At 43.1% G+C, this 22,664-nt stretch carries 21 protein-coding genes and 1 pseudogene; 14 read left to right on the forward strand and 8 right to left on the reverse strand.

Annotation, left to right across the window (positions count from 1 at the left end; genetic code table 11):
• The 13 genes and pseudogenes from ACEW9J_RS04575 to ACEW9J_RS04635 all read left to right on the forward strand — a co-directional run.
• A pseudogene (locus ACEW9J_RS04575) lies at positions 1 to 297 on the forward strand (hypothetical protein); the annotation flags it as partial.
• A 20-nt stretch (positions 298 to 317) separates the two neighbouring features.
• The gene (locus ACEW9J_RS04580) at positions 318 to 1,370 is read left to right on the forward strand and encodes a hypothetical protein (protein ID WP_373543957.1); all 1,053 of its coding nucleotides are present in this window, start codon (positions 318 to 320) and stop codon (positions 1,368 to 1,370) included.
• 73 nt (positions 1,371 to 1,443) lie between these two features.
• Entirely contained in the window at positions 1,444 to 2,655 is a 1,212-nt protein-coding gene (locus ACEW9J_RS04585) for a hypothetical protein (protein ID WP_373543958.1), read from the forward strand.
• A gap of 89 nt (positions 2,656 to 2,744) precedes the next feature.
• The gene (locus tag ACEW9J_RS04590) at positions 2,745 to 3,158 is read left to right on the forward strand and encodes an element excision factor XisH family protein (protein WP_373543959.1); all 414 of its coding nucleotides are present in this window, start codon (positions 2,745 to 2,747) and stop codon (positions 3,156 to 3,158) included.
• Positions 3,146 to 3,481: a XisI protein gene (locus ACEW9J_RS04595; protein ID WP_373543960.1), complete on the forward strand. Its 336-nt coding sequence runs from the start codon at positions 3,146 to 3,148 to the stop codon at positions 3,479 to 3,481. The genes ACEW9J_RS04590 and ACEW9J_RS04595 overlap by 13 nt, the downstream gene beginning before the upstream one ends.
• Before the next feature lie 203 nt (positions 3,482 to 3,684).
• Entirely contained in the window at positions 3,685 to 4,575 is an 891-nt protein-coding gene (locus ACEW9J_RS04600) for a hypothetical protein (protein WP_373543961.1), read from the forward strand.
• Between the two features lie 51 nt (positions 4,576 to 4,626).
• Positions 4,627 to 6,240: a hypothetical protein gene (locus tag ACEW9J_RS04605; protein ID WP_373543962.1), complete on the forward strand. Its 1,614-nt coding sequence runs from the start codon at positions 4,627 to 4,629 to the stop codon at positions 6,238 to 6,240.
• Position 6,241: 1 nt separating this feature from the next.
• On the forward strand, positions 6,242 to 7,015 hold the full coding sequence (locus ACEW9J_RS04610; protein WP_373543963.1) for a hypothetical protein: 774 nt from the start codon (positions 6,242 to 6,244) through the stop codon (positions 7,013 to 7,015).
• A 3-nt stretch (positions 7,016 to 7,018) separates the two neighbouring features.
• A complete protein-coding gene (locus ACEW9J_RS04615) occupies positions 7,019 to 7,153 on the forward strand; it encodes a hypothetical protein (RefSeq protein WP_373543964.1) in 135 nt (44 codons plus the stop codon).
• A complete protein-coding gene (locus ACEW9J_RS04620) occupies positions 7,150 to 8,256 on the forward strand; it encodes a hypothetical protein (RefSeq protein ID WP_373543965.1) in 1,107 nt (368 codons plus the stop codon). The genes ACEW9J_RS04615 and ACEW9J_RS04620 overlap by 4 nt, the downstream gene beginning before the upstream one ends.
• Before the next feature lies 1 nt (position 8,257).
• Entirely contained in the window at positions 8,258 to 10,342 is a 2,085-nt protein-coding gene (locus ACEW9J_RS04625; RefSeq protein WP_373543966.1) for a type IV secretory system conjugative DNA transfer family protein, read from the forward strand.
• Positions 10,335 to 10,703, forward strand: coding sequence for a hypothetical protein (locus ACEW9J_RS04630; protein ID WP_373543967.1), 369 nt, complete (start codon positions 10,335 to 10,337; stop codon positions 10,701 to 10,703). The genes ACEW9J_RS04625 and ACEW9J_RS04630 overlap by 8 nt, the downstream gene beginning before the upstream one ends.
• A 55-nt stretch (positions 10,704 to 10,758) precedes the next feature.
• The gene (locus tag ACEW9J_RS04635; protein ID WP_373543968.1) at positions 10,759 to 13,824 is read left to right on the forward strand and encodes a hypothetical protein; all 3,066 of its coding nucleotides are present in this window, start codon (positions 10,759 to 10,761) and stop codon (positions 13,822 to 13,824) included.
• 201 nt (positions 13,825 to 14,025) lie between these two features.
• Here the strand turns inward: ACEW9J_RS04635 and ACEW9J_RS04640 are convergent, their stop codons facing one another.
• The 8 genes from ACEW9J_RS04640 to ACEW9J_RS04675 all read right to left on the reverse strand — a co-directional run bounded on the left by ACEW9J_RS04640 (position 14,026) and on the right by ACEW9J_RS04675 (position 20,837).
• Positions 14,026 to 14,430, reverse strand: a complete 405-nt coding sequence (locus tag ACEW9J_RS04640; RefSeq protein WP_373543969.1) for a hypothetical protein — start codon at positions 14,428 to 14,430, stop codon at positions 14,026 to 14,028.
• Positions 14,431 to 14,533: 103 nt separating this feature from the next.
• Positions 14,534 to 15,061 carry a helix-turn-helix transcriptional regulator gene (locus tag ACEW9J_RS04645; protein WP_373543970.1) on the reverse strand — a complete coding sequence of 176 codons (528 nt, stop codon included), beginning with the start codon at positions 15,059 to 15,061 and terminating at the stop codon, positions 14,534 to 14,536.
• Positions 15,062 to 15,110: 49 nt separating this feature from the next.
• Positions 15,111 to 15,806: a hypothetical protein gene (locus ACEW9J_RS04650; RefSeq protein WP_373543971.1), complete on the reverse strand. Its 696-nt coding sequence runs from the start codon at positions 15,804 to 15,806 to the stop codon at positions 15,111 to 15,113.
• Entirely contained in the window at positions 15,803 to 16,312 is a 510-nt protein-coding gene (locus ACEW9J_RS04655) for a hypothetical protein (RefSeq protein WP_373543972.1), read from the reverse strand. Before ACEW9J_RS04655 ends, ACEW9J_RS04650 begins: the two co-directional genes overlap by 4 nt.
• A gap of 215 nt (positions 16,313 to 16,527) precedes the next feature.
• Positions 16,528 to 18,705, reverse strand: coding sequence for an SEC-C metal-binding domain-containing protein (locus tag ACEW9J_RS04660; protein ID WP_373543973.1), 2,178 nt, complete (start codon positions 18,703 to 18,705; stop codon positions 16,528 to 16,530).
• A gap of 122 nt (positions 18,706 to 18,827) precedes the next feature.
• The gene (locus tag ACEW9J_RS04665; RefSeq protein WP_373543974.1) at positions 18,828 to 19,277 is read right to left on the reverse strand and encodes a type II toxin-antitoxin system YhaV family toxin; all 450 of its coding nucleotides are present in this window, start codon (positions 19,275 to 19,277) and stop codon (positions 18,828 to 18,830) included.
• Entirely contained in the window at positions 19,277 to 19,597 is a 321-nt protein-coding gene (locus tag ACEW9J_RS04670) for a hypothetical protein (protein ID WP_373543975.1), read from the reverse strand. Before ACEW9J_RS04670 ends, ACEW9J_RS04665 begins: the two co-directional genes overlap by 1 nt.
• A 115-nt stretch (positions 19,598 to 19,712) precedes the next feature.
• Positions 19,713 to 20,837, reverse strand: coding sequence for a Fic family protein (locus tag ACEW9J_RS04675; protein ID WP_373543976.1), 1,125 nt, complete (start codon positions 20,835 to 20,837; stop codon positions 19,713 to 19,715).
• Between the two features lie 321 nt (positions 20,838 to 21,158).
• Here ACEW9J_RS04675 and ACEW9J_RS04680 point away from each other — a divergent pair, with 321 nt between their 5' ends.
• Positions 21,159 to 22,664 (forward strand): AAA family ATPase, encoded by a 1,506-nt coding sequence (locus ACEW9J_RS04680; protein ID WP_373543977.1) that lies wholly within the window; start codon positions 21,159 to 21,161, stop codon positions 22,662 to 22,664.

Here is a 22,664-nt window from a genome sequence, read left to right on the forward strand (position 1 = left end):
GGGAGGATTCAACCTGAAGTCAGCACTGCCTTCCAAGATATTTTATTGATGCCGCCAGAGATTTTGGCTCCATGTATGACCGACGCATTCTCTCCTAACACAGCCTTGGGCTATTCAAATTGGATGCTCCTCGATGGGCGTACCTCCACTCGCGTCCGTTCTTACGCGAGTGCGGGCGGCTTGGCGGCTGTGGTCAATAATCCCGATGAGGTTACTCGTCGGAAAGAATTGATGGCTGCTGCCAAGCATCCAGTTCTAGGCTTGCATGAGTACGCCAAAGAACTGATTCCCACTTAATCAACACTGCTGGACTTTTCATGAATAAAACTATCTGGGGCACGATTGCCGTTCTATCAGCATTTATCCCAACTGTGAGTCTAGCAAACCCGCCTGAATCTATGCCTCCCGCACCAACAACAGCCCCAATTAACTATGAGGCAGTCGGTCAATCGGCACTGGATACGAGTACTACTTGCCAGGAAAATCCGGCATCTGGTAATTGTTTGAATGCTGCTACTCAAACTCTCACCACTGCTGGAGTCCAACTTCCTTCTGGAGCCAGTGCTGCTATCCAAACGGCTGGTAATGTTGCGAGTTTTGATGCTCAAGCGAATTTAGCGACACTCGCTAGTAGTTGCAATAACATCAGCAATCCAATGGCTTGCGTCTCTGGTGCCCAAGGAGTCTTAGGATCTGTTGGCAATCTAGGTATTCCAGGTTTGACTGCTATGACTGCGAATGTCACCGGAATGATGACTCGTGGATTAGCCGATTTAACTAAACAATTTCCATTTTTAGCAGGGTTTTTAGGACAAGGCGGTGCCGCTGCTCCTCCAACCAGCCAAGAGATTGCCAAAACTAATACTGATGACATCCAAAAAATTGCGGCGGCATCGCTAGCTCTACAAGCGAAGGCTACTGCTGAGGTGCTGCAACAGGCTCAAGCTACGGGAGAATATACGCCTGGGGTTGCTAATGAAATCATCAACCGGAAAAGTAAAGCCTTTGCTGCGGCAATGACGGGTACAGCCGCACTTCAAGCCAATCAGCAAAATAGTAATGCTGCGGCTGCCGATGTCAAGACGACCAATGAAATTGCCGCGACTGATTATGATAGTTCCCTCGATGCTCTCGCTGGGACAAATAAATCTTTAGCAGCAGTTGCTCGTGGACAAGAGCGCATCAATGCTTCACTAATTGAGTCTAAAACAACTCAAGGACAATTGCTCGAACAAACGGCTCTGGTGAGAGACACGATTAATCAAGCTAATATCCGGCATGATGTGGCAATTGAAAAAAATGTCGAAACACAAACCGCTTTACAGTGTTTTCAGGCATCGATTTATCGCCCGAAGTTGACTTGTAAGTAATCGAGTTTTTATTTTATTCACCGCCAAGCAATAGTGAAAATATTACTATCGCTTGGTGTATTTATTTATTATTATGAGTTTATCGATCGATTATTATCCAACCTATCTCGCAGCTACCCAAGCTGGAAATATTTCTACTCTCGCTGCTAGCTCTGCTAAAACTGCGCTTGATGCTACCAATCAATTTTGGATTAAAATGTATAATGGCAGTGGTATTTTTGGCGAACTTAGCAAGTTTTGTATGGGATTAGCTGTTCTATTTTTACTATGGAAAGTTTATCAACTATACGAAGAATATCGAGAACAACCTGACTATACTAAAATCATTAATAGTTTATTGTTGCCCCTAATTGTTTTTTGCATGTTATACAATAGTGGCGCAATGGCTAAAGGTTTTACCCAAAACTTGCGAACTTTAAGCTCCGAGTTTGGAATTGATATGATCTCGCGATCTGGGAATGATGCTTTTCTAGATAGCACCAAGGCGAATATGCCTCCAGGGATGAAATCTAGTACGATTTTTAAAGACCTGACGATCGATTTGGATAAATGTAGAATCGATGCAGATCCAGGGGTATGTGGTACCTTGGCTGCTTCAAAAATGATTCAAAAGCTGAACGCGATGAATCCGCCCGCAGACCCTGTAGCCAAGGCTTATGCGCTCGATCTTCAGACTAAAATTGTGGCTAAAATGCAAGCGGCAAATGGAGCGCAAAATAGCGGTATTAACTGGGATAGTGTGATGGGGATATTTTCCAAGGGACTGCCTAGTTTTGGAGATATCGGCGAACAAATTGTGATTACTTTATTAAATGCAGTTGTTGTCGGGTTTTATTGGGCGATGGAACTGGCAACATTAATTGCTTTCTATTTATTTCCAACTGCTTTGGCGATGGCAGTTATGGATAAGAAAGCGGTTGTTGACTGGTTTACCAGTTTTTGGGCAGTTTGTAATGCCAAGATTTGTTTCGCACTTGTTTTAGCATTAATCGGGCAAGTTGCGACTGCAATGGAAGGGGCATCATTTGTGATCGAACTTTTGGGTGCGATTTTTGCGCCGACTATTTCATTTATGATGGCTAAAGGTTCGGCACTGGCAATGGCAGAAGGATTCCAGGGTGCTGGTGCGGGCGCAGTTATGGGTGTTGCTAAAAGTTCAGGGAAAGGTGCTTCAGATGGGTTGAAGAAGTCTGGAGAAAATAAAAAAGCTAAAGCAGCTCAAGCTACTCAAGCTACTCAACACAGCCAAGTTTTGAGAGCTTTACGAATTGGCAGAAGAGGTTAGTTAATTTCTCATTTTGGCTAAAATAGCCAGTTTGGAGCAGGGGGCTTGAAATATTCTAAAATAGAAGCAGTGAATCGGATCGGTAAGTTATGGCTAGAGATTTATTCCATTATGCCGTTCGTGCTGCACTGGAAAAGGAAAAATGGACGATAACTGACGATCCGCTTAAAGTAGGAGCAGGTGGTGCGAAATTCGAGATCGATCTGGGTGCCGAGCGGATAGTTGCTGCGGATCGTGGCGAAGAAAGGATTGCGATTGAGATTAAAACCTTTGCTAGTGATTCACCAATTACCGACTACCACGCAGCTTTAGGTCAATTTCTTAACTATCGACTAGCCCTAGAGCTTAATAATATCGATCGCTCTTTGTATTTAGCAATCCCAACATTAATTTATGAAGCGTTCTTCCAAAAAGAGTTTTTGAAAATTTCGGTAGAGCGTTATCAAATTAAACTAATTGTCTATGAACCAGTGAGTGAGGTGATTGAAAGATGGATAAATTAGCAAAGTATCGTCAAATTGTACAGGATGTTTTGCAGGAGTATGCTGCTGTACCGATTTCAAATGGTGATGTTCAAACCCAGACGATCTTCGATCGAGAAAACGATCGCTATCAAGTGATGGATATTGGGTGGAGTAATAATCGGCGAGTCTATGATTGTGACTTACATCTAGACATCATCAATGGCAAAATCTGGGTGCAACAGAATATGACTGAAATGCAGATCGGGCAAGCTTTAATGGATAAAGGCGTAGCAAAAGAAGATATTGTATTAGGCTTTCAAGCCCCCTATGCTCGTGAGTACAGCGGCTTTGCGATTGGTTAATATTTTTTCAGTCGCTCATCAGCCGTCTCATTTTTCGGCAGATCTTCCAGAATGCGAGTATAACCTTCGAGCGAGATGTATAGTCTTTTGTGACACTTTATTACTTATTACTTATTACTTATTTTCAGCATTTAGTCGCAAGGCATTCGATCGATCTGAAGGTTAAAACGGGGTATACGTTTCAAATTCCACCATCCCGATAAATGTCAGATTCATTTAAAGATCTTGTAGTCCTCACCAAACTAGATCGCTCCAGAGGAAATGAGAACAAGATCGGCTTATTTATCTTGGTGACTTTAGGCATTTCTGTTTTCAATCTAATTTTATTATTAGTCCAAGCGATGGGAATAAATGGGATCGCCCATCGTCCCATGCCCACGATGGTGCAGTTAGTTAATGGTAAAACGATCGAGGTTAAAGCCTATGAAGGTAAAGATCGTTCGCCACAGCTTATTAAAGACTTCACCGTCGGCAGTTTGAATAAACTGTTCACTTGGCGGCAGTACTTACCCGTGGCTGCTGGAGACGATCCTCGCCGTCCCCAAGCAGATCCTGGGGTGCCCGTCGAGTCTAAAACTGGCAAAATATTAATCCCCACCTCAGTTTGGGGTGGTTCCTGGATGCTCGCCGATAAATTCCGCGAGGAGTTTCTGGGCAATTCGATCGCACCTTTGATGGCACAGCTTCAAATCCTTCAGGGCAAATCGGAAGTGGCTTTCATTCCCCTAGATATTCAAGATCCGGTGGAGGTTAAAGGCAATGGTGACGAGCGGTTGTGGAAGATTCAGATTGTGGCTAATTTAGTCTATCGTGCCACCTTAGATGCCACTGCCACTGAAAAAGTGGTGCCGTTTAACAAAACTGTCTACCTACGGGCAGTCGTCCCCCCATCTTTAACCGATGTGGACTCAGCAGCTAGTAAAGATCGTAAAGATTTATCCCGTGTAATTGCAATGGCGCGATCGGCAGGACTGGAGATTTACGCCATCGAAGAGTACACACCACAGGATACAAAGCCAATCTTACCAGATTTGACTCCAACGGCTCCCGTAGATCCAGCTAATCCTACACAGTCTCCCGCTGCCCCTCAGTAACTGGATTTCGATCTAGCTCAACTCAATTAATCAGGTAATTACGCTCACAGAATGGATACCAACCCGAAAGTCATATCTCCAGACACAAAAGCCGCTCCCGAAACACTTTCAGGTAATCTCAACTCAGGCAATTTAGATTCAGACTTTTTTTGTGAATTGAATGGCATAACTACCCAGTTTCCCCATAAATCTAGCAGTGTGCCATCAGATTCTAGCCAGGAATTAGTGCCATTAAATGGCAATGACTCGATCCCCAAACAGGATGGAATCGAAGACCAAAGGACGAAGATTCCCCCACATAAACAAGGTAAGAATAAGGCTTTGCTCATAACAGGAATGGTATCGGTACCGATGGCAATAGCTGGCTTCATGATGTTTTATGGAAACGGCGAACCTGCGAAAATTGTCCAAGCAGCAGCAGAAGCCTCACCACTCAAGCCAAAAGTTGAATTTGCTCCAGATCCCCGATTTGCCGTCGCTCAATCGAAACTGGCGATGCAACAGCAAGAACAGCAGTTGTTAGCCGCATCTAGAGCGCAGCAACAAGCCGAGGCTGCTAAGTCTGGTGTTCCGCCTACTACTGCGACTAATCTAGCCCCCGCTACCGTTCCCCAAAAAGTAAAATCTCCAGAGTCAGCGACGACTGCTCCCGAACAGATTGTTGCAAGTTCAGCCCCCACCAACGTTCAACCCCCAATTCTCCCCGCACCAACACCAACCCCTGCACCTATAAAAATCGAACCTAAACCACCAGTTAAACCTGTGGAGACGACAATAAAAGCAGTTGTTAAACCTGTGGAAATAGCAACCAAACCAGTCGTTAAGCCTGTTTTGGTTGCTAGTCGTGGTATTCCGGCAACTCCCAAGTTTTCCCCATCGCCAGCGATTAAATCTCCATCAACACCAGTACCAACAAAAGTTACGCCTCAACTAAGTTGGAAAGAAGCGACTAATGGTGCAGTAGAAGTATTTGGAGCGCGTCGGGATCAAACAGTCGCGGCTGTACCTCAACCATCGCTAGTCCAAACCACTAGTTCCACCCAAACTGGGAGGTCGATTATTGCTGGGCAAAATCGGGTTGCCAGCTTAATTACACCGTTACAAATCTTGTCTGAAGAGCAAGGGCAAGAAGTACTCCTTAACCTAGAGCAGGGATTTGTGAATACTCAAGGTGGGATGTCGATTCCGGCAAATACTAAAATTCAGGCTCAAATTACTGTCGCTAGTAATGGGATGTTGAGAATTGGCGGTGCCAAAGTAGCCATCGGTGGCGTAGAACATTCGATTCCCATTGGGAATTTAATGTTGGTAGGAACTAATAATCAACCTTTGATTGCTGAATTGAAACAATTTAATAACGGAGAGATTAATCGACGGGATATGCAAACAGCTTTGATTGGGGGTCTGCAAGGGCTTGGTAAAATCCTGATTCAACCCAATACCCAGACCCAAATTAGTACAGGGGGAGCGGCAATTTCTACTACTACTAGCAACCCAAATGTACTTGGTGGCGTACTCGATGGGGCGGCATCTCCGCTAGTGCAGCAATGGGCACAGCGCAATCAATCAGAAATTCAACGACTCGAAACTAACGCTCGTGTCTGGTTTTTACCTGCTGGCTCCAAAATTTCTTTATATACAACTAAGCCTTTTGAGATTAAATAATATGAGAAATTTAGCAGCAATTGGCTTAACAGCAATTCTATTAATTGGTACGATCGATCTTCCGGTATTCGCCCGTCCAGTTAAGGTAACTAATCGAGTCCGCGATCGCAAACCCATCATCGTTCGCGTTAATTCTCCTCTAAATGAAGTGATGGATATTAATATCTATGCTGGGGTTGGCACGAATATTAATTTCGAGAATTTGGGAGAAACAATTGAAACGATGTTTCTCGAAAACAAGTCGTGGGTAGGTTTAACAACTAATGGTTCGATGAATAGTCAAGACCAAACCGTAACTAACACTGCTTCACTCATCCATTTATCACCGATCGATCCACTGAGTATCCCTGGAGTGGTTCAGACTAATAAGAAGACAATCCAGTCGGGATTAACTGTCATTACTAAGGATAAAGCTGGTAAGAGAAAAACTTATATTTTTAATCTTCGATACGCGAGAAACTCCGATGCAGCAGTAGCTCTAGTTGACTTCACCTTGGCTCCGCAAGCTCCGGTAAACCCGATTGTCAGTGCTTCGATGATGAGGGGAGAAATTGATGCGAGTAATAAGGAACGCCGCATATTAGTCGCTAAATTAGCTAATGGTTTGGGAGAGGCGATTAATAGAGGAGATTTAAAAGACTATTCTCCCAAACAGATTAATGCCATTAGACAGATGATTGGATCTGTATATCAAGGTATTCCCTTAATGGAAGCAGCCGATCGATATGCTGTGGATGCGACGGTAATTTCTAAAATAATTTTATTAGGAACTTAGATCGTGGAAAATATTCTCAAGCAACTCGCCGATTTCAATAACTCTGTTGCTTTTAACAAAGCTTGTAGATTAGTTTACTACTTTATGACAGCACTCGCGATCGGGTTGTTTCTGTCCGAACTCCGAGGGATGTTGTGAACAAATTTATAGGATTAACTCTCGCTCTAATTAGTCCATTATTCGCTTTATCTGTTCGAGCGGAAACTCCAGTACCGCTGAATAATGTCCTTGCGAAGACTAGCATCGGCAGCATGGCAAAATTTACTCAAGGGATGACAACTAAGATTCCCCCTCAAGCGCAGAGTATTTTTGGTGGACTCACAAGTATTAATTGCGCCAAGGGAGCGTCACCAGCTAGTTGTATCCCGATGGCAATTTGGAATACCACCTTTAATACTGGGCAACTAACGACAGCAGAAATCGCCCAGAAAACCAGACATTCAGTAGATCCCAATAGCAGTCTAGCTACAGCTACACCCTGGTTATCCCAACTCAAAATTTCTGACGCTCTAGCGGCTAATCCAGCGATGGCGAGTATGCCCGTTACTGCGAATGGGGTCAGAACTACCCTTGGCAATTTGGCGAGTTCTCAAGGTGGCAAAATCTTAGGGAAGGTGGTGGACTTACGCCAAACTCAGCTTGCTCAATTCCCCCAGATTCAGAATATCAAACTCAGCCAGTTCAATGGGTTGTCCAAACTTCCCGCCAACGTTATTCCCAATCTGAGTCAGTTACCGATTACCGAGATGCCAGGATTCAGTCTGAGTGGGGGAATCGCGCTGATGAAGCTAGATGTAATTCGGACTAAAGAGCGCAAAATCCATCACATGGTTATGTCTGGCTCGAATCGTCAACCTAACGCTAAATGCGACAGCAATTGTGACTATGCCGAATTTCATCCGTGGGTAGGAATGCCCTATCTCAGAGGTGCCAAGATTATTTCTGGCGATAGCCTATCCGTACAGGGCGGTGAAGGGCTACTGGCGATGGTAAATGGGGGAATGGAGCCAACGGGAGTAGAAGCGAATATCGGGGCTGGTGGAGTCAAGTTTGTGATTCGCAATCTCAATGCTAAAACTGGCTCGGCAACGGTAAATATCAACTTCCGTGGCTGCGGCTGGTTGGTAGGTTGTACACCCTATTTCCTTGGTATTCCACTATTCACCATTTCCGAGCGCAATAACTGGTTTCCGCTACCCACTACTAGTGTGAGTGTTTATCGTCAGGTGAAGCTTAAATAAAATGTCTCAAACAACCTCGCACTTTTCACCAGCTCATCTTTCACCAATTCAACAAGCTCAATCTTATTTATTTTCCCCCCTCGGTTTGATTCTAATCTGTGGGACGATTTTGGCGATCGTTAGTATTGGTGGCGGTAAGCCCAAAGGCAAGCTGGCTCATGCGTATTGGGGTGGAACGACAGAGAAGAGTAATGCCCAGAAAAAAGGTAAGGCACAACTGAAATCACCCAAGATTGGTTCGACTACCCTGTACATCAATACTCCGCCGAGTGTGCGTCGCAAGCATCGAAACTGGGTGATTGAGGAGATTAAAACATCCTTGAAAAAACGCGAGATTGATGAGGCAGAAATCGTCGAAAAACTTCAACAGGCTGAAGCTAGTCTCCCCCCTAAAGTTAGTCTCTTAGCTAGCAATAAAACGATCTTTTTTCCAGACGTGCAGCAAGGTACGGCAGTTTTTGGGGCGGCGGGTACGGGTAAATCATATGGAGTTTTAAATCCTTTCTTACGTTCGGCAATCGACCAATCATTCTCAGTCGTTCTCTGGGATTTTAAATACCCAGAACAGACTAAAGAAATCGCTGGCTACGCGAAGGAACGGGGTTATAACGTCCAGATTTTCGCGCCGAGTTTTCCAGAGAGTTCTACTCTCAATTTGCTCGATTTTATTCGCGATCCTGGGGATGGTGTCGCTGCTGGACAGATTGCTGAAACGATCGTTAAAAATAGTAGTGGTGGCGATAAAAAGGGCGGGAATGAGTTCTTTGAGAACGCTGGATCTGCTCTAGTTCAAGGTGTATTCCTGGCTGCTAAATGGATTGGCGAACTCGAACATAGACCGGAACTTGCGGATCTGATGATGAGTGCCTCGATCCTCAATTTGCCTAATCTTAGTTCCCGCCTTAAATTTGCGACTAAACGCCTGAATGTGTGGAATGCTCAGGCTTTTGCTCAATTAGTTAGTTCTGGCGGGGGTAAAGAAACTAATGTCACTGAGAGTGGTATTATCGCTACGGCTCAAAAAGTCTTCCAGCAACTAGTCAAACGGGACTTTGTTCCTGCTCTGTGTGGGACTAGTAACTTTAAGCCAGATATTGAGGGTAAAACCTTAGTAGTCGTCGGTTTGAATCAAGATTATCGTCATGTACTGGCACCAATTCTGGCTACCGTCCTCGATACGCTGATCTCCCGCAATATCGCCCACTCCCGCCATCGTACCTCGCCACTAGTAACCAGCCTGGATGAGTTGCCGTCGATCTACCTCCCTAAGATTGCTAATTGGCTGGCAGAGGCACGTTCGGCGGGTTTTGTCGGGATTTTAGGTTTACAAAATCAATCCCAGCTTAAAGAAGCTTATGGGGAAGATCGGGCGCGAACGATCCTTGCTAACTGTGGTACTAAGTTCTTTCTTAACCCTCAAGATGACTCTTCAGCAGAGCAATATAGTAAGTATTTGGGAGAGGAGGATATTAAATACTGGACGAAATCGACTAGTAGCAGTGGTGGCGCAAATGGTCGTTCTACTTCCAAATCCGAGCAGATTTCCAAAGTCCCACTGATGGAAGCGGCGGGGTTTCTCAAACTTCCCCAAGGTAAGGCTGTTTGTATCTCCCCTGGTTATGCAAATAAAACGGAAGCCTATGTCCCCATCCTGCGGAGTATCAAAGTCCAGCAAGAAGATCTCGATAGTAGCAAACGCTCTGTGGAGACATGGCAAAAGATGCTGGGTAAGATGGCAACCGAACCGATGTGTGATTTAGCTATTTCAGCAATGTTGGAGGAACGCCGAGCAATTGCCGAGCGTTTACTCCCCGAACCGCCTTCTGATGCGAATAGTTTGCCACTAAGCAATCTAATTGAAATTGCTGTCAAGTATTTAAACTATGAGCCGCCGCTTCCAGGTTCGTATATCGATGAAAATGTATCGATTTACGAACGATGGATGACGGCACCAGAAGGCGGTAGTCTCGACTTGAAAAAAATCGAACGAGACTTAGAATTATTAATGATTCTGCTCGGTTCGCATGGGATTAATCTCAAATACTCGGATGATATTTTAACAACTAGAGAGAAAGTTTATGCCTAATGCTCAACAAGAAAAAGATTTAGAACTTATTGTCTATCAACCTGAGAAAATTACTAACTCTCGAATTAAACAACTGGTTGAAGCTAACGGCGATCAAACTCCATTTGACGATTTACCCGATCTGATTGAAACCTTCGATGAATCTATTAAATTAAGCAGCAGACATAAATATTGCCTACCCGATCTATGCCCCGTATCTTTAGAACATCAGTCTCAATATTTACTAGTTTATTATGACGGGCAAATAGTCGAAGTCTCTAAAACATCAACCCAAGAGGTGCTATTTAGAAATATTACTGCTAATTGCCATCAACAACTTAACTATAAACACGATTGGACACCCTTCAGCCAGCAACTTTAGATGTTGTAGAGCGAAAACTTATCACTCATTCCTTATTCCTCATTACTTAATCTAAATGACCGACTTAACCGGAATCCACGCCAACGCCCAAGCTCAGTCAAGTACTAGTGCAGCCGATATTTCAAAATTAGCTGAGAAAATGGCTGAAGGATTAACTGAAGCAACTCTTGATGGACTAGTCCATGCTTTTCAAACGATCCAAAATTTACGAAAGAATAACAAGGAGTCAGAACAACTTCCAGATAATTCTGTTGTGCCTCAAAGCTTGGCAGAAAGAAAAGAAAATCTCAAGCATTTGAAAGACAGGCTGAATAATGAAACTCGTGAGTTTCGGAGAGATGTGCGGAAAAATGCTGTTAAAGTAGGATTGACTTATATATTATCTCTGTTTAAGAATGTCAAAAAATTCCTTAAAGATACGTGGGAAGCTCCAGGTATTTTTACTAGAGGCATCAAAAATAAATTTAGTTCTCTGAAAGACTTTATGCTTGCAGAGACTAAAGGGGAAGTTAAGATCGGACAGGAACTTAAAGGTAATAAGCAGGAACAATCTGAACGATTTATTAAATTGCTCAACACCCCCGCAGGCGACAAAGCTCCTGAAGGGTTAGAAAATACTATTATTGCCCCGTGGGGAGAGAATTTAATTGTTGTCGATGAGAACAACAATGTCACAGCAAACTTAATCCAGCCGCTAATGAATAGTGAGGTCGTTCAATTAGCGATCGATCGAAATACTGTCGCTGCGGCGATGGCTCCTGATATTCAACCTGTTGCTAGTTCATTAGCCAGTCAGGAACTAAATTTACAAGGACAGTTAATCGGGCAAGATGCCATCGATCGTTTACTTAAAAGTATTCAGGATAATCAATTGAGTAAATCGACTATTCAAGGGTTAGAAGACCTACTCTCTGAGGCATCTCAGGTTCAATTAGAAGCTGTACCAGACTCGATAGAGCAGCCATTAACATCAGTAAGTGTAGGAGCTGAAATTCCACTGGTGGTGGATGTAGAGGGATTAATTCAAGATCCTTTTAATGAGCCAGAAACTCAGTCAGTTGTCATCACTAAAGCACAACTAGAAGACTTGTCTGACGATCGATATAACGATCTCAAAGATGTTGTGTATGCGAGTCTTGACAAAAGTGATGAATTTGGATCTCGAATTGAGAAAATGAAAGATGCCGCTGATAAATTCATCACAAATGAAGAATATGCTGCATTAGAGCAGTTTGAAATAACTAATTTACAAGCATTAGTTCAAAAGCTTGAATCTAATATCGAAGCGGAAGAGGTAAACATCCCAGAGTTTGCAAAACATCTAGCGGAAAATCCAAACTCACTTCCCCAAGACCAAGAGACAGATCTAAAATCTATTCAGATAAGGACTGAAAAATTAGCAGATGCGAAAGCTTTACTAACCTTCATTGAGGCTAAATATCCCGCTCAACCGACTGCTAATGGTCTGGATCGGCCCAAGTATACATTAATCGATCTGAGCCTGTCAGAATTAATTGTCGAGCGGGATGCTGAGATCGAGCGAGCAGTTATTCCTCACAATTCTGCTTTGACTGCTGAAACACGACAACAGAATTTGGAGCGAGTCTTTGCCAATCCTAAGTATGGAGAAATCCAATCATCTGCGATTGAAACAGTCCTGACAGCAATTCAGACGAATACCGAACGGCTCGAACATAATCGAGGAGAAAATCTAGGAAGAATAAATCGAAAAAATATCGATCTGACTGAAGCTCAACAATTGGCAGATCGGGGGGAGATCGAAGATCCTAACCGAAAAGATAAAATTGAAGATCTGATACGAGAAGTTGATAAGTTAACAAAATTTGATGAATATCACAACCAAGAACTAGCAACTTTAACACAGCTAAAAGAATATATTCAACACCCCGAACTTAAACCAGTAGCGTTTGGATTGACAGAAGCACCCCAAATATCACGATCGCCCGAACCTTTAGTACCAACAGTTGCAGCAATAAATAAGCTGTCTTCGTTGGATGATGTGCAAACTTCGACATCACCACAACCGGATTTTGTTGCAATCGTTGTCACTCCAAAGCTAGCAAATGATTTAGTAACCATTGCTCAACTCCATCAAATTGGGACTCTTTCTGGCACTCCCTCATTACCCTTATTACAGAGTGCAGACGATAAAGCTCCCCTGCTCATTACTCAAACTGCTAACGAAAATGGGTCGGCTATTTATCAAGTTGTCGATGTTGAAAAAGAATTTAACTTTACTGTCACACCAGAGCAAATTGTGACTAATTTTAATATTAGAAAAGGCAACAATTCTGCTCAGATTCGTAAATTAGTGACTTCCATTGCTAATGTTGTCAAAGCTCCAGCACAGACCGATCTCAAACCTCATGCTAATTCCGATCTCCAGCGGATTGAAACGGTGCAGCAATTAAATGGTCTTCTCAACGAAACCGCCACTCAAACTGATCGAGCGACCAGATCTGTTGTGACTCTGGATAACGAACGGTTCGGTATGAAGATCGACAAAGAAAACCGCAGGGTGGTAATTACCGATAAAACCACTTCAGAAACCATAGCTTTTGGCAAGAATGGTATTGAAGATGGTGGTTTGTTGAAAAAGATGACTGAGGTTGCCAAAGATAAAAGCAGCTCTCTGGCTCAGAGACTCGCCAGAGTAGTTGTTGAGAAAACAAACGAGGCTAAAACAGTGCTGGAGAATGCCGCACCTAACATCATGGCTGCACTGGACGAACGAGCGACCGCAGATCGGACGACTGCTCAGAAAGTGAGTAAAGCCGTGAATCGGCTGGGTACTCAAGTGGACAGCTTTATCGGACAAGGTATTCGCAATGTGGTGGCTGCAAATCCTGGGATGTTGGGGACTATCCGCCAGATGAAAAAGATCGAACAGGTTGGAGATGCGACTGAAAACCAAGTCAGTCAGGATCTACAATCGGCGGGTGAGCATTTAGTAGACTCATCTCTAGTTCGTGATGGGGAAACACAGCTCGAACCTTCTAGCATCGATGAAAGAGAGGAGTTTCAACAGCGGCTAAGTGAGGCAGTCGTCCACAAATCTTCGGTTAAAACTAGTGGTCAAGCGATGCAACCATCTCACTAAGGGAAAGTGTTGATGCAACCGGATCTAGATGACGCTAGGCGATCTCGAAATAAATCGGGGATTATCCTTATTCTAGTAATCTGGTCATGCGTTATCTCTTACTCTTAGAGAGTTCCTGTGTTAGTTGGATATGCTCCGAATACTCGTACTGTTCCCTCGCACGTTCAGTCACTAGCCGACGTAGAGCGGCTGATACATAGCTCATGCGACTGTCTGTAAGTTCTTATAGGCGTGAGCTTTGGCTAACCGCACCCAATGTTCTAGGAGCAAGTAGCGATCGAGTTCGACTTCTTCCGATCGAGTGAGCGTGCCAGATTTATTCTGCTCTAGTAGTTCGCTCATCCGTGCTTGTAAGGCAGGTGTGGGGCGGATGGCGAGGACTACTTCGGGACTTGGTTGACTGGCTAGTAGTTCGACGATTTGGCGTTCGCGTAGCGTCTCCCCTGGAGAATCGTCTTGGTAGGCGATGTTTTTCGTAGGAGTGAGTTCCTGAAGTGCGCGATCCGCTACGTCGGACGCGATGCGGACGAGGGCTTCAGGAAGGCGATCTCCCAATTGTTGTAGTTGTTCGCCGAGGCGATCTGGTACTTCGATGGTAATTTGCATTCTTCGGCGATCCGCTGGTTGGGAATTATCTTTATTTTAACTGAATCTAACTGGCTGCAACGATTCTACAGAGGAGAGGCTACGCCAAGACTAATGCAGTAGATTAGCAAACTAGGGCGCGGATATTTTTTTGCAGATCTGGCTCTATATTTCGCCACTTTCTAGCAATATTAAACTCCATGTTGACGATCGCAACTTCTAATAATGAGTCATCGATCGAGTAGGTTTTAGCTTCTCTAAGCCAAGTCAGAATCTCTGCCAGATGCCAAATAGAAGGAGTTCCTTCATAAACGGGCGAGGGAGATCTAGTATCACTATTAAAAATTAGATTTCTAATATTTTGGCGAGTACATCCCAAAATTTTGGCAGTATCTGTTAAACCTACAAAATCTGGTGTTGCCTCAATTAAACTAGCATCTGGGATCACTTTTTTGACATCAACGATCGCGCTAGAAATAGCATCAAAAGCCGATGATGCGGAACGCGTAAAATCTAGTGCAATACACCCTTGCTTGCCAATTCCAATTAAGGCATCATCACATCCAGCTTCATATAATTGCTCGATATAATAATGGGGGTCGATCCGAGCATGAGGGAAATTAAATTTTAAGGTAAAGCTATATTCTTTCATTATTTATTCCTCTTCTTCACCGAAATTATTTAAACTACGATCGATGTCGTTACTCTAAGCGTAACCCCGCCATTAGATCGATCGTCTCTAATAGTAATTTATCCCGTCCGGCTAATCGATCGCTAGCAGCTAAAAATGCTGGAGCCATTGCATCTAAATTTTTGCGCTCGGTTCTTACCCATGTGGTGATGAACGTCCCTACTTCTGGCTCACTCGTAGCGATCTCTGCGATTAGGTTGGGACTGCCATTGAATAGAGTGATAATATCCTCAAAATCCTTGCTGAAATAAAATTGATTCTTGCCGCGATTGCCAAAGGCTTCGATTTTGGATGCGAGTAAATAGGCGGTGGTGAATATTTTAATCTTCATCCCGTCGGGTAAAACAACGTCGATCGATTCAGCTACACCCCTTTCATACCAGCGATTGCCAAAACCTAAAATTCGAGGATCGATCGGCATCACATCGAGTTTTACGCCCTCACATAGCCATCGACACAGGGGCGCACCAGGCGAACTATCTTCACTCAAGCCGAGTTCTCGGAGTGTTGCCGATAATTGATAGTATTCGCGCTGGGAGGTGACTTCCACCACGCAATCGACATCATCAGTCGGGCGCATATCTCTGGCACTCAAAGCATCGAGATACAAGGGAATTGTCGCGCCACCAGTGTAGACGACGGGTTGAGGCAATATGTCGAGTACTGAAGCTACTACCATCAGCATGGCAATTGAATTATCGCTCACAGTGTTGCCCCCAATCGTTCTTGCAGGGCAATAGCGGCTAATTGTTGTTCGCGAATCCGCCCGACTCTGAGGGCATCTACCAGCCCTAATAACTCGTATAGCTGGGGATCTAAGCTAGCGGCGAGCGGTACAGATGGATAGAGGGGAGTTAGTGCCAATCCAATCTCTGTACCAGTTGGAAATGCCCAAACTAGCGGTTCTTGACTGCTGACGATTTGTTCTTTGAGTGGGGAGATGCCATGAGCGGTGGGCATTCCGCGCACTAATGTTCCTGGAGTGGCGGGGTAGATATATTTCAAGCCATGAATCAGGAGTTCTAATAAGTGGGGTGTGAGGGGTTGATGGGTGAGGGGGTTGTAGAGTTTGGCGATTGTGCTGCGTTTGAGGGAGCTATGGACTTCGGAGGCACTCATGCCAAGGCTTTCGGCTAAGTCGCTATACCGCCACTGGCGATCTTGCCAGAGATGGGTTTTGAGGAGGATGGGGATGTCTTGAGGTTTGAGCATAGGATCTATTCTCTGTTACTTCTATTCTACATTCGCAAATTGAGAATATAGTGATAAGAGTAACTTTTTAATTGGATCGATCGAGATTATGTGGATTAAACACTCGATCGATCTTGTTAGATATCAATCATAGGATAATAAAATGGTTAGCAAAATTAGTAGTGAATCAATAACTATCATAATGTATTTTACCCGTATTATGATAGATTTGTTTACTATATTGTAAAATTACTATAGCTATTAAGACAGCATTTCTTGTACTTTTTACCACTGCCACAATTACATGGCTCATTTCTCCCAACTTTCTTTCTCGCTTCTGCTTTTTGACTGAAGTTGATTGTGCGCTGTGGTTTTAGTCTATTTTTCACTATTGCTTCCATTTCTTCTGAATATTTCCACTCATTATCCAATTTCAATACAAATTTAATTTTCGTACTTTGCGGATCTAAGCATATTCCAAACCATGTATTTGCTTTTCCAATATATTTTCTAATATTGCAATGTCTTTTAAGTTGAGGTATAGATTCGGTTTCTATCTCTGGATTACAATGAATTGTTAAACCTGTACTTCCATCCTCCATGCCGATGGTAATATTATGATGGTTCCCATCTTTTTTTACTAGCTTAGTAATCTCCTCAATACCACTACTAATCTGCTTCATTGTATCCTCATTAAGAAGTAGGAGCATAAAGCCAAGGTCAATAGTATCTGGATCTTCAGATGTCTCTATTTCACTAATAATTTTACTAATCGCGGTATCTTTAAATCTAGTTAGAATGCCCTCTGGCGTTGCAATTCCTGGTAATCCATCTCTACGAGTTAACATTGCAAGATCGAGATCGGCGCATATATCATCATGTAAATGGATGAAATTATGTTCTCCATCCATCCACAAATTATATTTAAGATGATATGCAAGAACAGTTAGCTCATGCATGGAGTTAATTTTGCCCGCATATCCAGTCCGCCTGTCAACATAGCTTAAAAAATACAATGGAGTTTGCAGCATTTCTGTCATCGCATCAAGAAGAAATACATCCATAATAAATGGATACATTATTTCGTCTGTTTTTTTGCAATTTAAAAACTCGCCAGCTTGAAAACTTAGCGCAGGATAGTGGTCAGAAACCACACAAAATAAATATACTGTACTAAAATCTCTACGTATTTCAACTAAACTTGAAGTACAATCTTCAAGTCTATAATTACAATTAGTTAATAATTCTGCACATGAAAATGCCTGATCATATGCATTTTGAACGGCTTTTTTGAAATCGCTACGAAGACAATTATCATTACCTTTACGAGCAGGTATCGTTAGTTTTTTTGATTTAGCTTGTAAAACAATTGCTCTATTAGCAAAAACAACTAGAACATCAATCTCACCTACTGTTTTCCCCCTAGAATCAACGATATTGATATTTTCAAAAACTCTATCTTCACCAAAAACGAGTTTTAAACGCTCCGCAGAAAATTTCTCAGTGAATTCACCTCTATGCTTTGTAGCTATGTCTTTATAAGCAATATCATCGTTGAACCAGAAAAAAGGTGTTTCATAAAAAGCTTCCGCCAAACTATATTTATGAAATAAAATATAGCCAGATCCATCGTATGGAATAATTGGATAAGCATTAGTGATGTTGAAATCACCTAGTGCCAAAAAATCTTCATTTCTTGTCCCGTCAGGCGGCACAAAAGATGATATTACTGATTGGACAATAGTATCTCGAATTCCTAATTCAGTAGCAATTTCATTTACAGTAAATACGAAAGCTGGCAAAACAGTCCACTTGCTTGGATCTTGTTTGTCGAACGTACTAAGTATTTGATTAAGGTTGTAAGTGTGTAAATTTTCAATTGCTTTTATGACAAGACAAGCCTGCTCAATGGAGTAACCTTTGTTTTTGACAAACCAATCACTGTCTTGACCATATTTTTTAATTAAAAAATCTCGATACTGAAAGTAATACGCTGACTCGCCGCTGTAAAATATTGGTTCTCTTAATGCTAATCCACTTGATAACAAACTTGTTTTTTCTTGGGGGTCTCTATTTTTAATGATATTTTCAATTACTGGAGCCATCATTGAATGATGAATCTCTTCTAACAAAGTTTTTGTGCTATCAATATATCCTTGAAAAATCTCAGGATCTGGAATTGAAAAATCTATTTCCTGTTTAAACATTAGTCCAACAAGAGTAGATATCTCAGTACGAACAAGTCTTTCGGGTGAAAGTTGTCGCATTAAATCTTCAGGAGAGATTCTATCGGCATAACTAGTGGTATTGTCTATAAAACAAAAGTATGCAATGACATGAACATAGCCCTGTGATGTACACAGCTTTTCTAGATCTGCAAAGATTTCTGACTCGTTACGTGCATTGACTTCCATTTCTCTGCATACCTTTCCTAATTTTGATACCTAGCCACCATTTAGACTGATTGGCTTAGTAGTAACATACCCAAATTGGCTATCGATTCGATCCGAACAACTGGACAAAGATCGATCGCAAGTCACTCATTAGTAGCAATCAACAACTCTTGTAAGTTAGCTGGAAAATCACCATTCCCGACCATCTTCGTAAACACCTCATAACAATCTTGTTTATCCCCAGCCTTGCGCGGATAACCCAACCACAACACAATCAGAACTTGCCGCTCCTCACTCGTAAAAGCTCGAAAAAACAGTCGATAACGACTTGGTAGCCCCATCCCCTTCATCCTGCCATACCGCCGCAACGAGCCAGTCAAAGCAAATTGAGTAGCCAGCGGATCTATGGCGATCTTCTCCTTAACCCCCACCATCACAGTGGCTAAAAGTTTCACATCTGGATGTCCGAGGTAATCTGCTTCGGGTAACTCAGCCTTCAACTGCTTCACCCGTTCTCGCAGTTGTCGTCGTTGTTCGCCAAATAACTGGCGGTGAAAGTAAATTTCCCAACCATTGCGGATCGGTACGCCCATTAATCGACTACCACTCCAGCTAACAGCTCATCATCTTCATCCGCCATCTCCTCGGTATATGCTTCGAGATGTTCGGGATTAGTCAGCGCGTCTTTAGTCACTAAATCCAAAAATAGACTCAGCATCAGATCGTCTGAATCTGAATCTAGCTCGACTGGCTGTGGTTCTAACTTAACTAGCACAGTATTATCGCTCAACACCTCCACCCATCCTGTCGCATTCACAAACTGCGGATGATCGCGGTAGAAACTAGCAGGTAGACGGAAACCAGACGCATTACCGATTTTGGCAGGTGCGAGTGGATAGGTTGGATTAGTCATAATCGAGTTTGCGTTATTACTATTAGTAATAACATTATCCTACCAAAATAATGAGCAAATGAGCAAATGAGCAAATGAGCAGTGGAGCAAAAGATCGAGTCATCTGACTTACCCCTTACTTAAATAAATTCAAATACGCCATAAACATATATTGCTTCCCTCGCTTCCCACCAGTAATCTCCTCCAAAATCCCCAACTGCACCAAATCCACAATCAACTTATACGCCGAAGCCGGAGACACCTGCACCACCTCCCCCACCTTCGCCGCATCAATAATCGGACGTTGATACAAATAATCGATAACCTTCTGAGCATTTACCGTTCTGCTACCTAGTGCCTGGATTTGACCCTCCACCTGCTTTTGCAACTTCAAAATATTGTCAAACGTCGCCACACTATTACTCGCAGTCTCGATGATGCCCACCAGAAAGAACTTAAACCACTGCAACAGGTCATTTTTCTCCCTTGCCCGCATCAGATTGTCATAATAATGAGTGCGGTTCCGCTCAAAAAAGTCCGAGAGGTATAACACAGGCTGTTTTAAGATCCCCTTGTCCACCAGATACAACGGAATCAGCAACCGCCCCACCCGTCCATTCCCATCGAGAAACGGGTGAATCGTTTCAAACTGGTAATGCACCAGGGCAATTTTGAGTAGTTCTGGAAAATAATCGGTGTTGTTATGCACGAACTTCTCGATGTCGCTCATCAGTTCCCCAATCGAGCTATGGACGGGTGGCACAAAGATCGCATCGCTGAGAGTAGCCCCGCCAATCCAGTTTTGGCTTTGTCTAAACTCCCCAGGCTGCTTGTGTTTACCGCGCACACCTTGGAGTAGCGTCCGATGAGTTTCGCGGATTAAGCGCGAAGAAAAAGGTAGCGTGTGCAAATTTGAGATCGCCTCTTTCATCGCTGCGACATAGTTTTGGACTTCCTCCCAATCATCTCGTTTCTCTGGGGCAACGTCTTCCTCAGCTAATAATGCCTCCGCCATATTGGTGCGGGTGCCCTCTATCTTGCTTGATTGAGTCGCCTCCTTGAGGACGTGCATACTGATGAACAGATCGATATTGGGAATATAGTCGGAATACATATCCAACCTGCCCAGTTCTCGATCTGCTCGTCCGAGTAACTGAATTAACTCCATATTATCCATCGACCATAGCCTGTTGATCGGATTAGGTTGAAAGCTTTTGTAATATCCCTGCTGGATGTATCGACCTGATTGGAAGTTCTTCATTGGGGCAGTTCGCTCGGAAAACTAAAATAGGTACAGTCCTTATTTTAGATTTTATCAAAAAACTATAATAACTGAGCCTATTATTTTAGATTTTGTCACAAATCTAAAATAGTCATAAATCCTCACGCCTAACAACGAGTCGAAACTTATTACTTATTACTTACTACTTATTACTTGCAATTAGATTCAGCCATCTACCTCAGCCAGATCTCCGTAATGTGAGGTTATGGTTGGGGTTGACTTAATGCTTTATTGGGAACCGCCCCGTAGGAGTCTTATTTACTCTCCTGCGGGGCCGTTTCTCATCCCCACTCAAAATTTATGTTAGATCGTCTCCTGATATCCAAACCCTTAATCGGCATCCAAATCCCCATCATCGAGCAGCAAAATAGTCTGCTCAAGCTGGCGGAAGCTGCGGGTGAGTTAAATTTACCCTTGCGGGTTTGGAGTGCCCTATCGACTGGATTTCATGGGTTGAAGGATGCTCCCCAGTGGTATTCGACAATCGATCTGGGACATGAAATTCTCACAGTTCTTCAGAGCCAATCACTGAGCGAGAATGGGGTATATGTTTATCTAGATCTATTTACGGCAATTGCTGCTTTACCTCCACCACAGCAAGTTCAAGCAGAGTTATCGATTACGGCTTTGTTCTTTACTCTGAGCCAATCCCCCGACACTAGAGTCGTGTTTTTGGAAACTGGGGAAATTCCTCATAAATTTATTCAATTAATTCACAATTATAATTTTCCGCTCCCGACTGCTACTGAAATCGGCGAGATGTTGACAAGTTATCAGCTTCCACCCGATGGTAAATTTCTGAATACCTTGTCTGGATTGACGCTTGAAGAAATTAGGATGGCACTCAAGCAAGTATCTCCAGGTGTAGATCTCGATACAGCCGCCGAGCAACTTCTAAATTATAAATATGCTCTATTTGCAACTTATGGCTTAGAGTTTATTGGCGATACCACGACCAAAGATATCGGCGGTCTAGATATTATCAAACAGAGCTTAGTTGGCGTTCAGAAGTCTTTTTCTCCGCAAGCTAGAGCATATAATATCCCTTTACCTAGAGGCTGGTTAATTGTTGGTGTGCCTGGAACTGGTAAAACCTACTTCGCTAAAATCTGTTCGCAAAAATTGGGTTTCCCACTAGTGAATATTGGGATCGATGTTGTTAAATCTGGTGGAGTTACGAAATTTAAACAATTACTCGCTCGGATCGATGCCTGTGAGCCTTGTATTCCCTATTTTGATGAATTTGACAAGTTCTTTATTGGTGAAAAGTCGGGTGAGTTTTTGGGGGTAATTCTCACTTGGTTGAATGAAAAAACTTCTAAAACCTTTGTTCTAGCGACACTGAACCGCCTGGAAAATTTACCTCCAGAACTTACCCGTGCGGGACGTTTTGATAAAGTCTTTTATGTGGATTTCCCGACAGCAGCCGAACGCAAAGAAATTCTCCAGTTGCACTGTGCCAGATTCGATTCTCGTTACAAAACTGGTGATGGTGCTTTAACTCCCCAAGAGTGGACTGTAATTTTAGAACGGACTGAAAAATGTACGGGTGCGGAATTGGCGCAAATTGCGATCGAAGCTGCAACCGCTCTATTTTATGAGATTGAGGATGGAGGACAAATTGAGATCGATTTACCCGATCTTCTCGCTGCTCGTAAATGCGTCCACACTCTATTTAGTAGAAACCCAGAAGGTGTCATGGCGATCGAAAACCGTGCCAAAAACTTTACTCAACCTTCAAGTTCAAATCAACCTCACCCCTTCGATCTTCCTAAGCAAGATTTGTACTCTCGCAATACTAATTAA

Source organism: Chamaesiphon sp., assembly GCF_041737865.1.
GTDB lineage: Bacteria > Cyanobacteriota > Cyanobacteriia > Cyanobacteriales > Chamaesiphonaceae > Chamaesiphon.

Excerpts from the sequence above, each read along its gene's own strand:
- ACEW9J_RS04580 (WP_373543957.1), top strand. The coding sequence starts at position 318 with ATGAATAAAACTATCTGGGGCACGATTGCCGTTCTATCAGCATTTATC.
- ACEW9J_RS04585 (WP_373543958.1), top strand. The coding sequence starts at position 1,444 with ATGAGTTTATCGATCGATTATTATCCAACCTATCTCGCAGCTACCCAA.
- ACEW9J_RS04590 (WP_373543959.1), top strand. The coding sequence starts at position 2,745 with ATGGCTAGAGATTTATTCCATTATGCCGTTCGTGCTGCACTGGAAAAG.
- ACEW9J_RS04595 (WP_373543960.1), top strand. The coding sequence starts at position 3,146 with ATGGATAAATTAGCAAAGTATCGTCAAATTGTACAGGATGTTTTGCAG.
- ACEW9J_RS04600 (WP_373543961.1), top strand. The coding sequence starts at position 3,685 with ATGTCAGATTCATTTAAAGATCTTGTAGTCCTCACCAAACTAGATCGC.
- ACEW9J_RS04605 (WP_373543962.1), top strand. The coding sequence starts at position 4,627 with ATGGATACCAACCCGAAAGTCATATCTCCAGACACAAAAGCCGCTCCC.
- ACEW9J_RS04610 (WP_373543963.1), top strand. The coding sequence starts at position 6,242 with ATGAGAAATTTAGCAGCAATTGGCTTAACAGCAATTCTATTAATTGGT.
- ACEW9J_RS04625 (WP_373543966.1), top strand. The coding sequence starts at position 8,258 with ATGTCTCAAACAACCTCGCACTTTTCACCAGCTCATCTTTCACCAATT.
- ACEW9J_RS04630 (WP_373543967.1), top strand. The coding sequence starts at position 10,335 with ATGCCTAATGCTCAACAAGAAAAAGATTTAGAACTTATTGTCTATCAA.
- ACEW9J_RS04635 (WP_373543968.1), top strand. The coding sequence starts at position 10,759 with ATGACCGACTTAACCGGAATCCACGCCAACGCCCAAGCTCAGTCAAGT.
- ACEW9J_RS04640 (WP_373543969.1), bottom strand. The coding sequence starts at position 14,430 with ATGCAAATTACCATCGAAGTACCAGATCGCCTCGGCGAACAACTACAA.
- ACEW9J_RS04645 (WP_373543970.1), bottom strand. The coding sequence starts at position 15,061 with ATGAAAGAATATAGCTTTACCTTAAAATTTAATTTCCCTCATGCTCGG.
- ACEW9J_RS04655 (WP_373543972.1), bottom strand. The coding sequence starts at position 16,312 with ATGCTCAAACCTCAAGACATCCCCATCCTCCTCAAAACCCATCTCTGG.
- ACEW9J_RS04660 (WP_373543973.1), bottom strand. The coding sequence starts at position 18,705 with ATGGAAGTCAATGCACGTAACGAGTCAGAAATCTTTGCAGATCTAGAA.
- ACEW9J_RS04665 (WP_373543974.1), bottom strand. The coding sequence starts at position 19,277 with ATGGGCGTACCGATCCGCAATGGTTGGGAAATTTACTTTCACCGCCAG.
- ACEW9J_RS04670 (WP_373543975.1), bottom strand. The coding sequence starts at position 19,597 with ATGACTAATCCAACCTATCCACTCGCACCTGCCAAAATCGGTAATGCG.
- ACEW9J_RS04675 (WP_373543976.1), bottom strand. The coding sequence starts at position 20,837 with ATGAAGAACTTCCAATCAGGTCGATACATCCAGCAGGGATATTACAAA.
- ACEW9J_RS04680 (WP_373543977.1), top strand. The coding sequence starts at position 21,159 with ATGTTAGATCGTCTCCTGATATCCAAACCCTTAATCGGCATCCAAATC.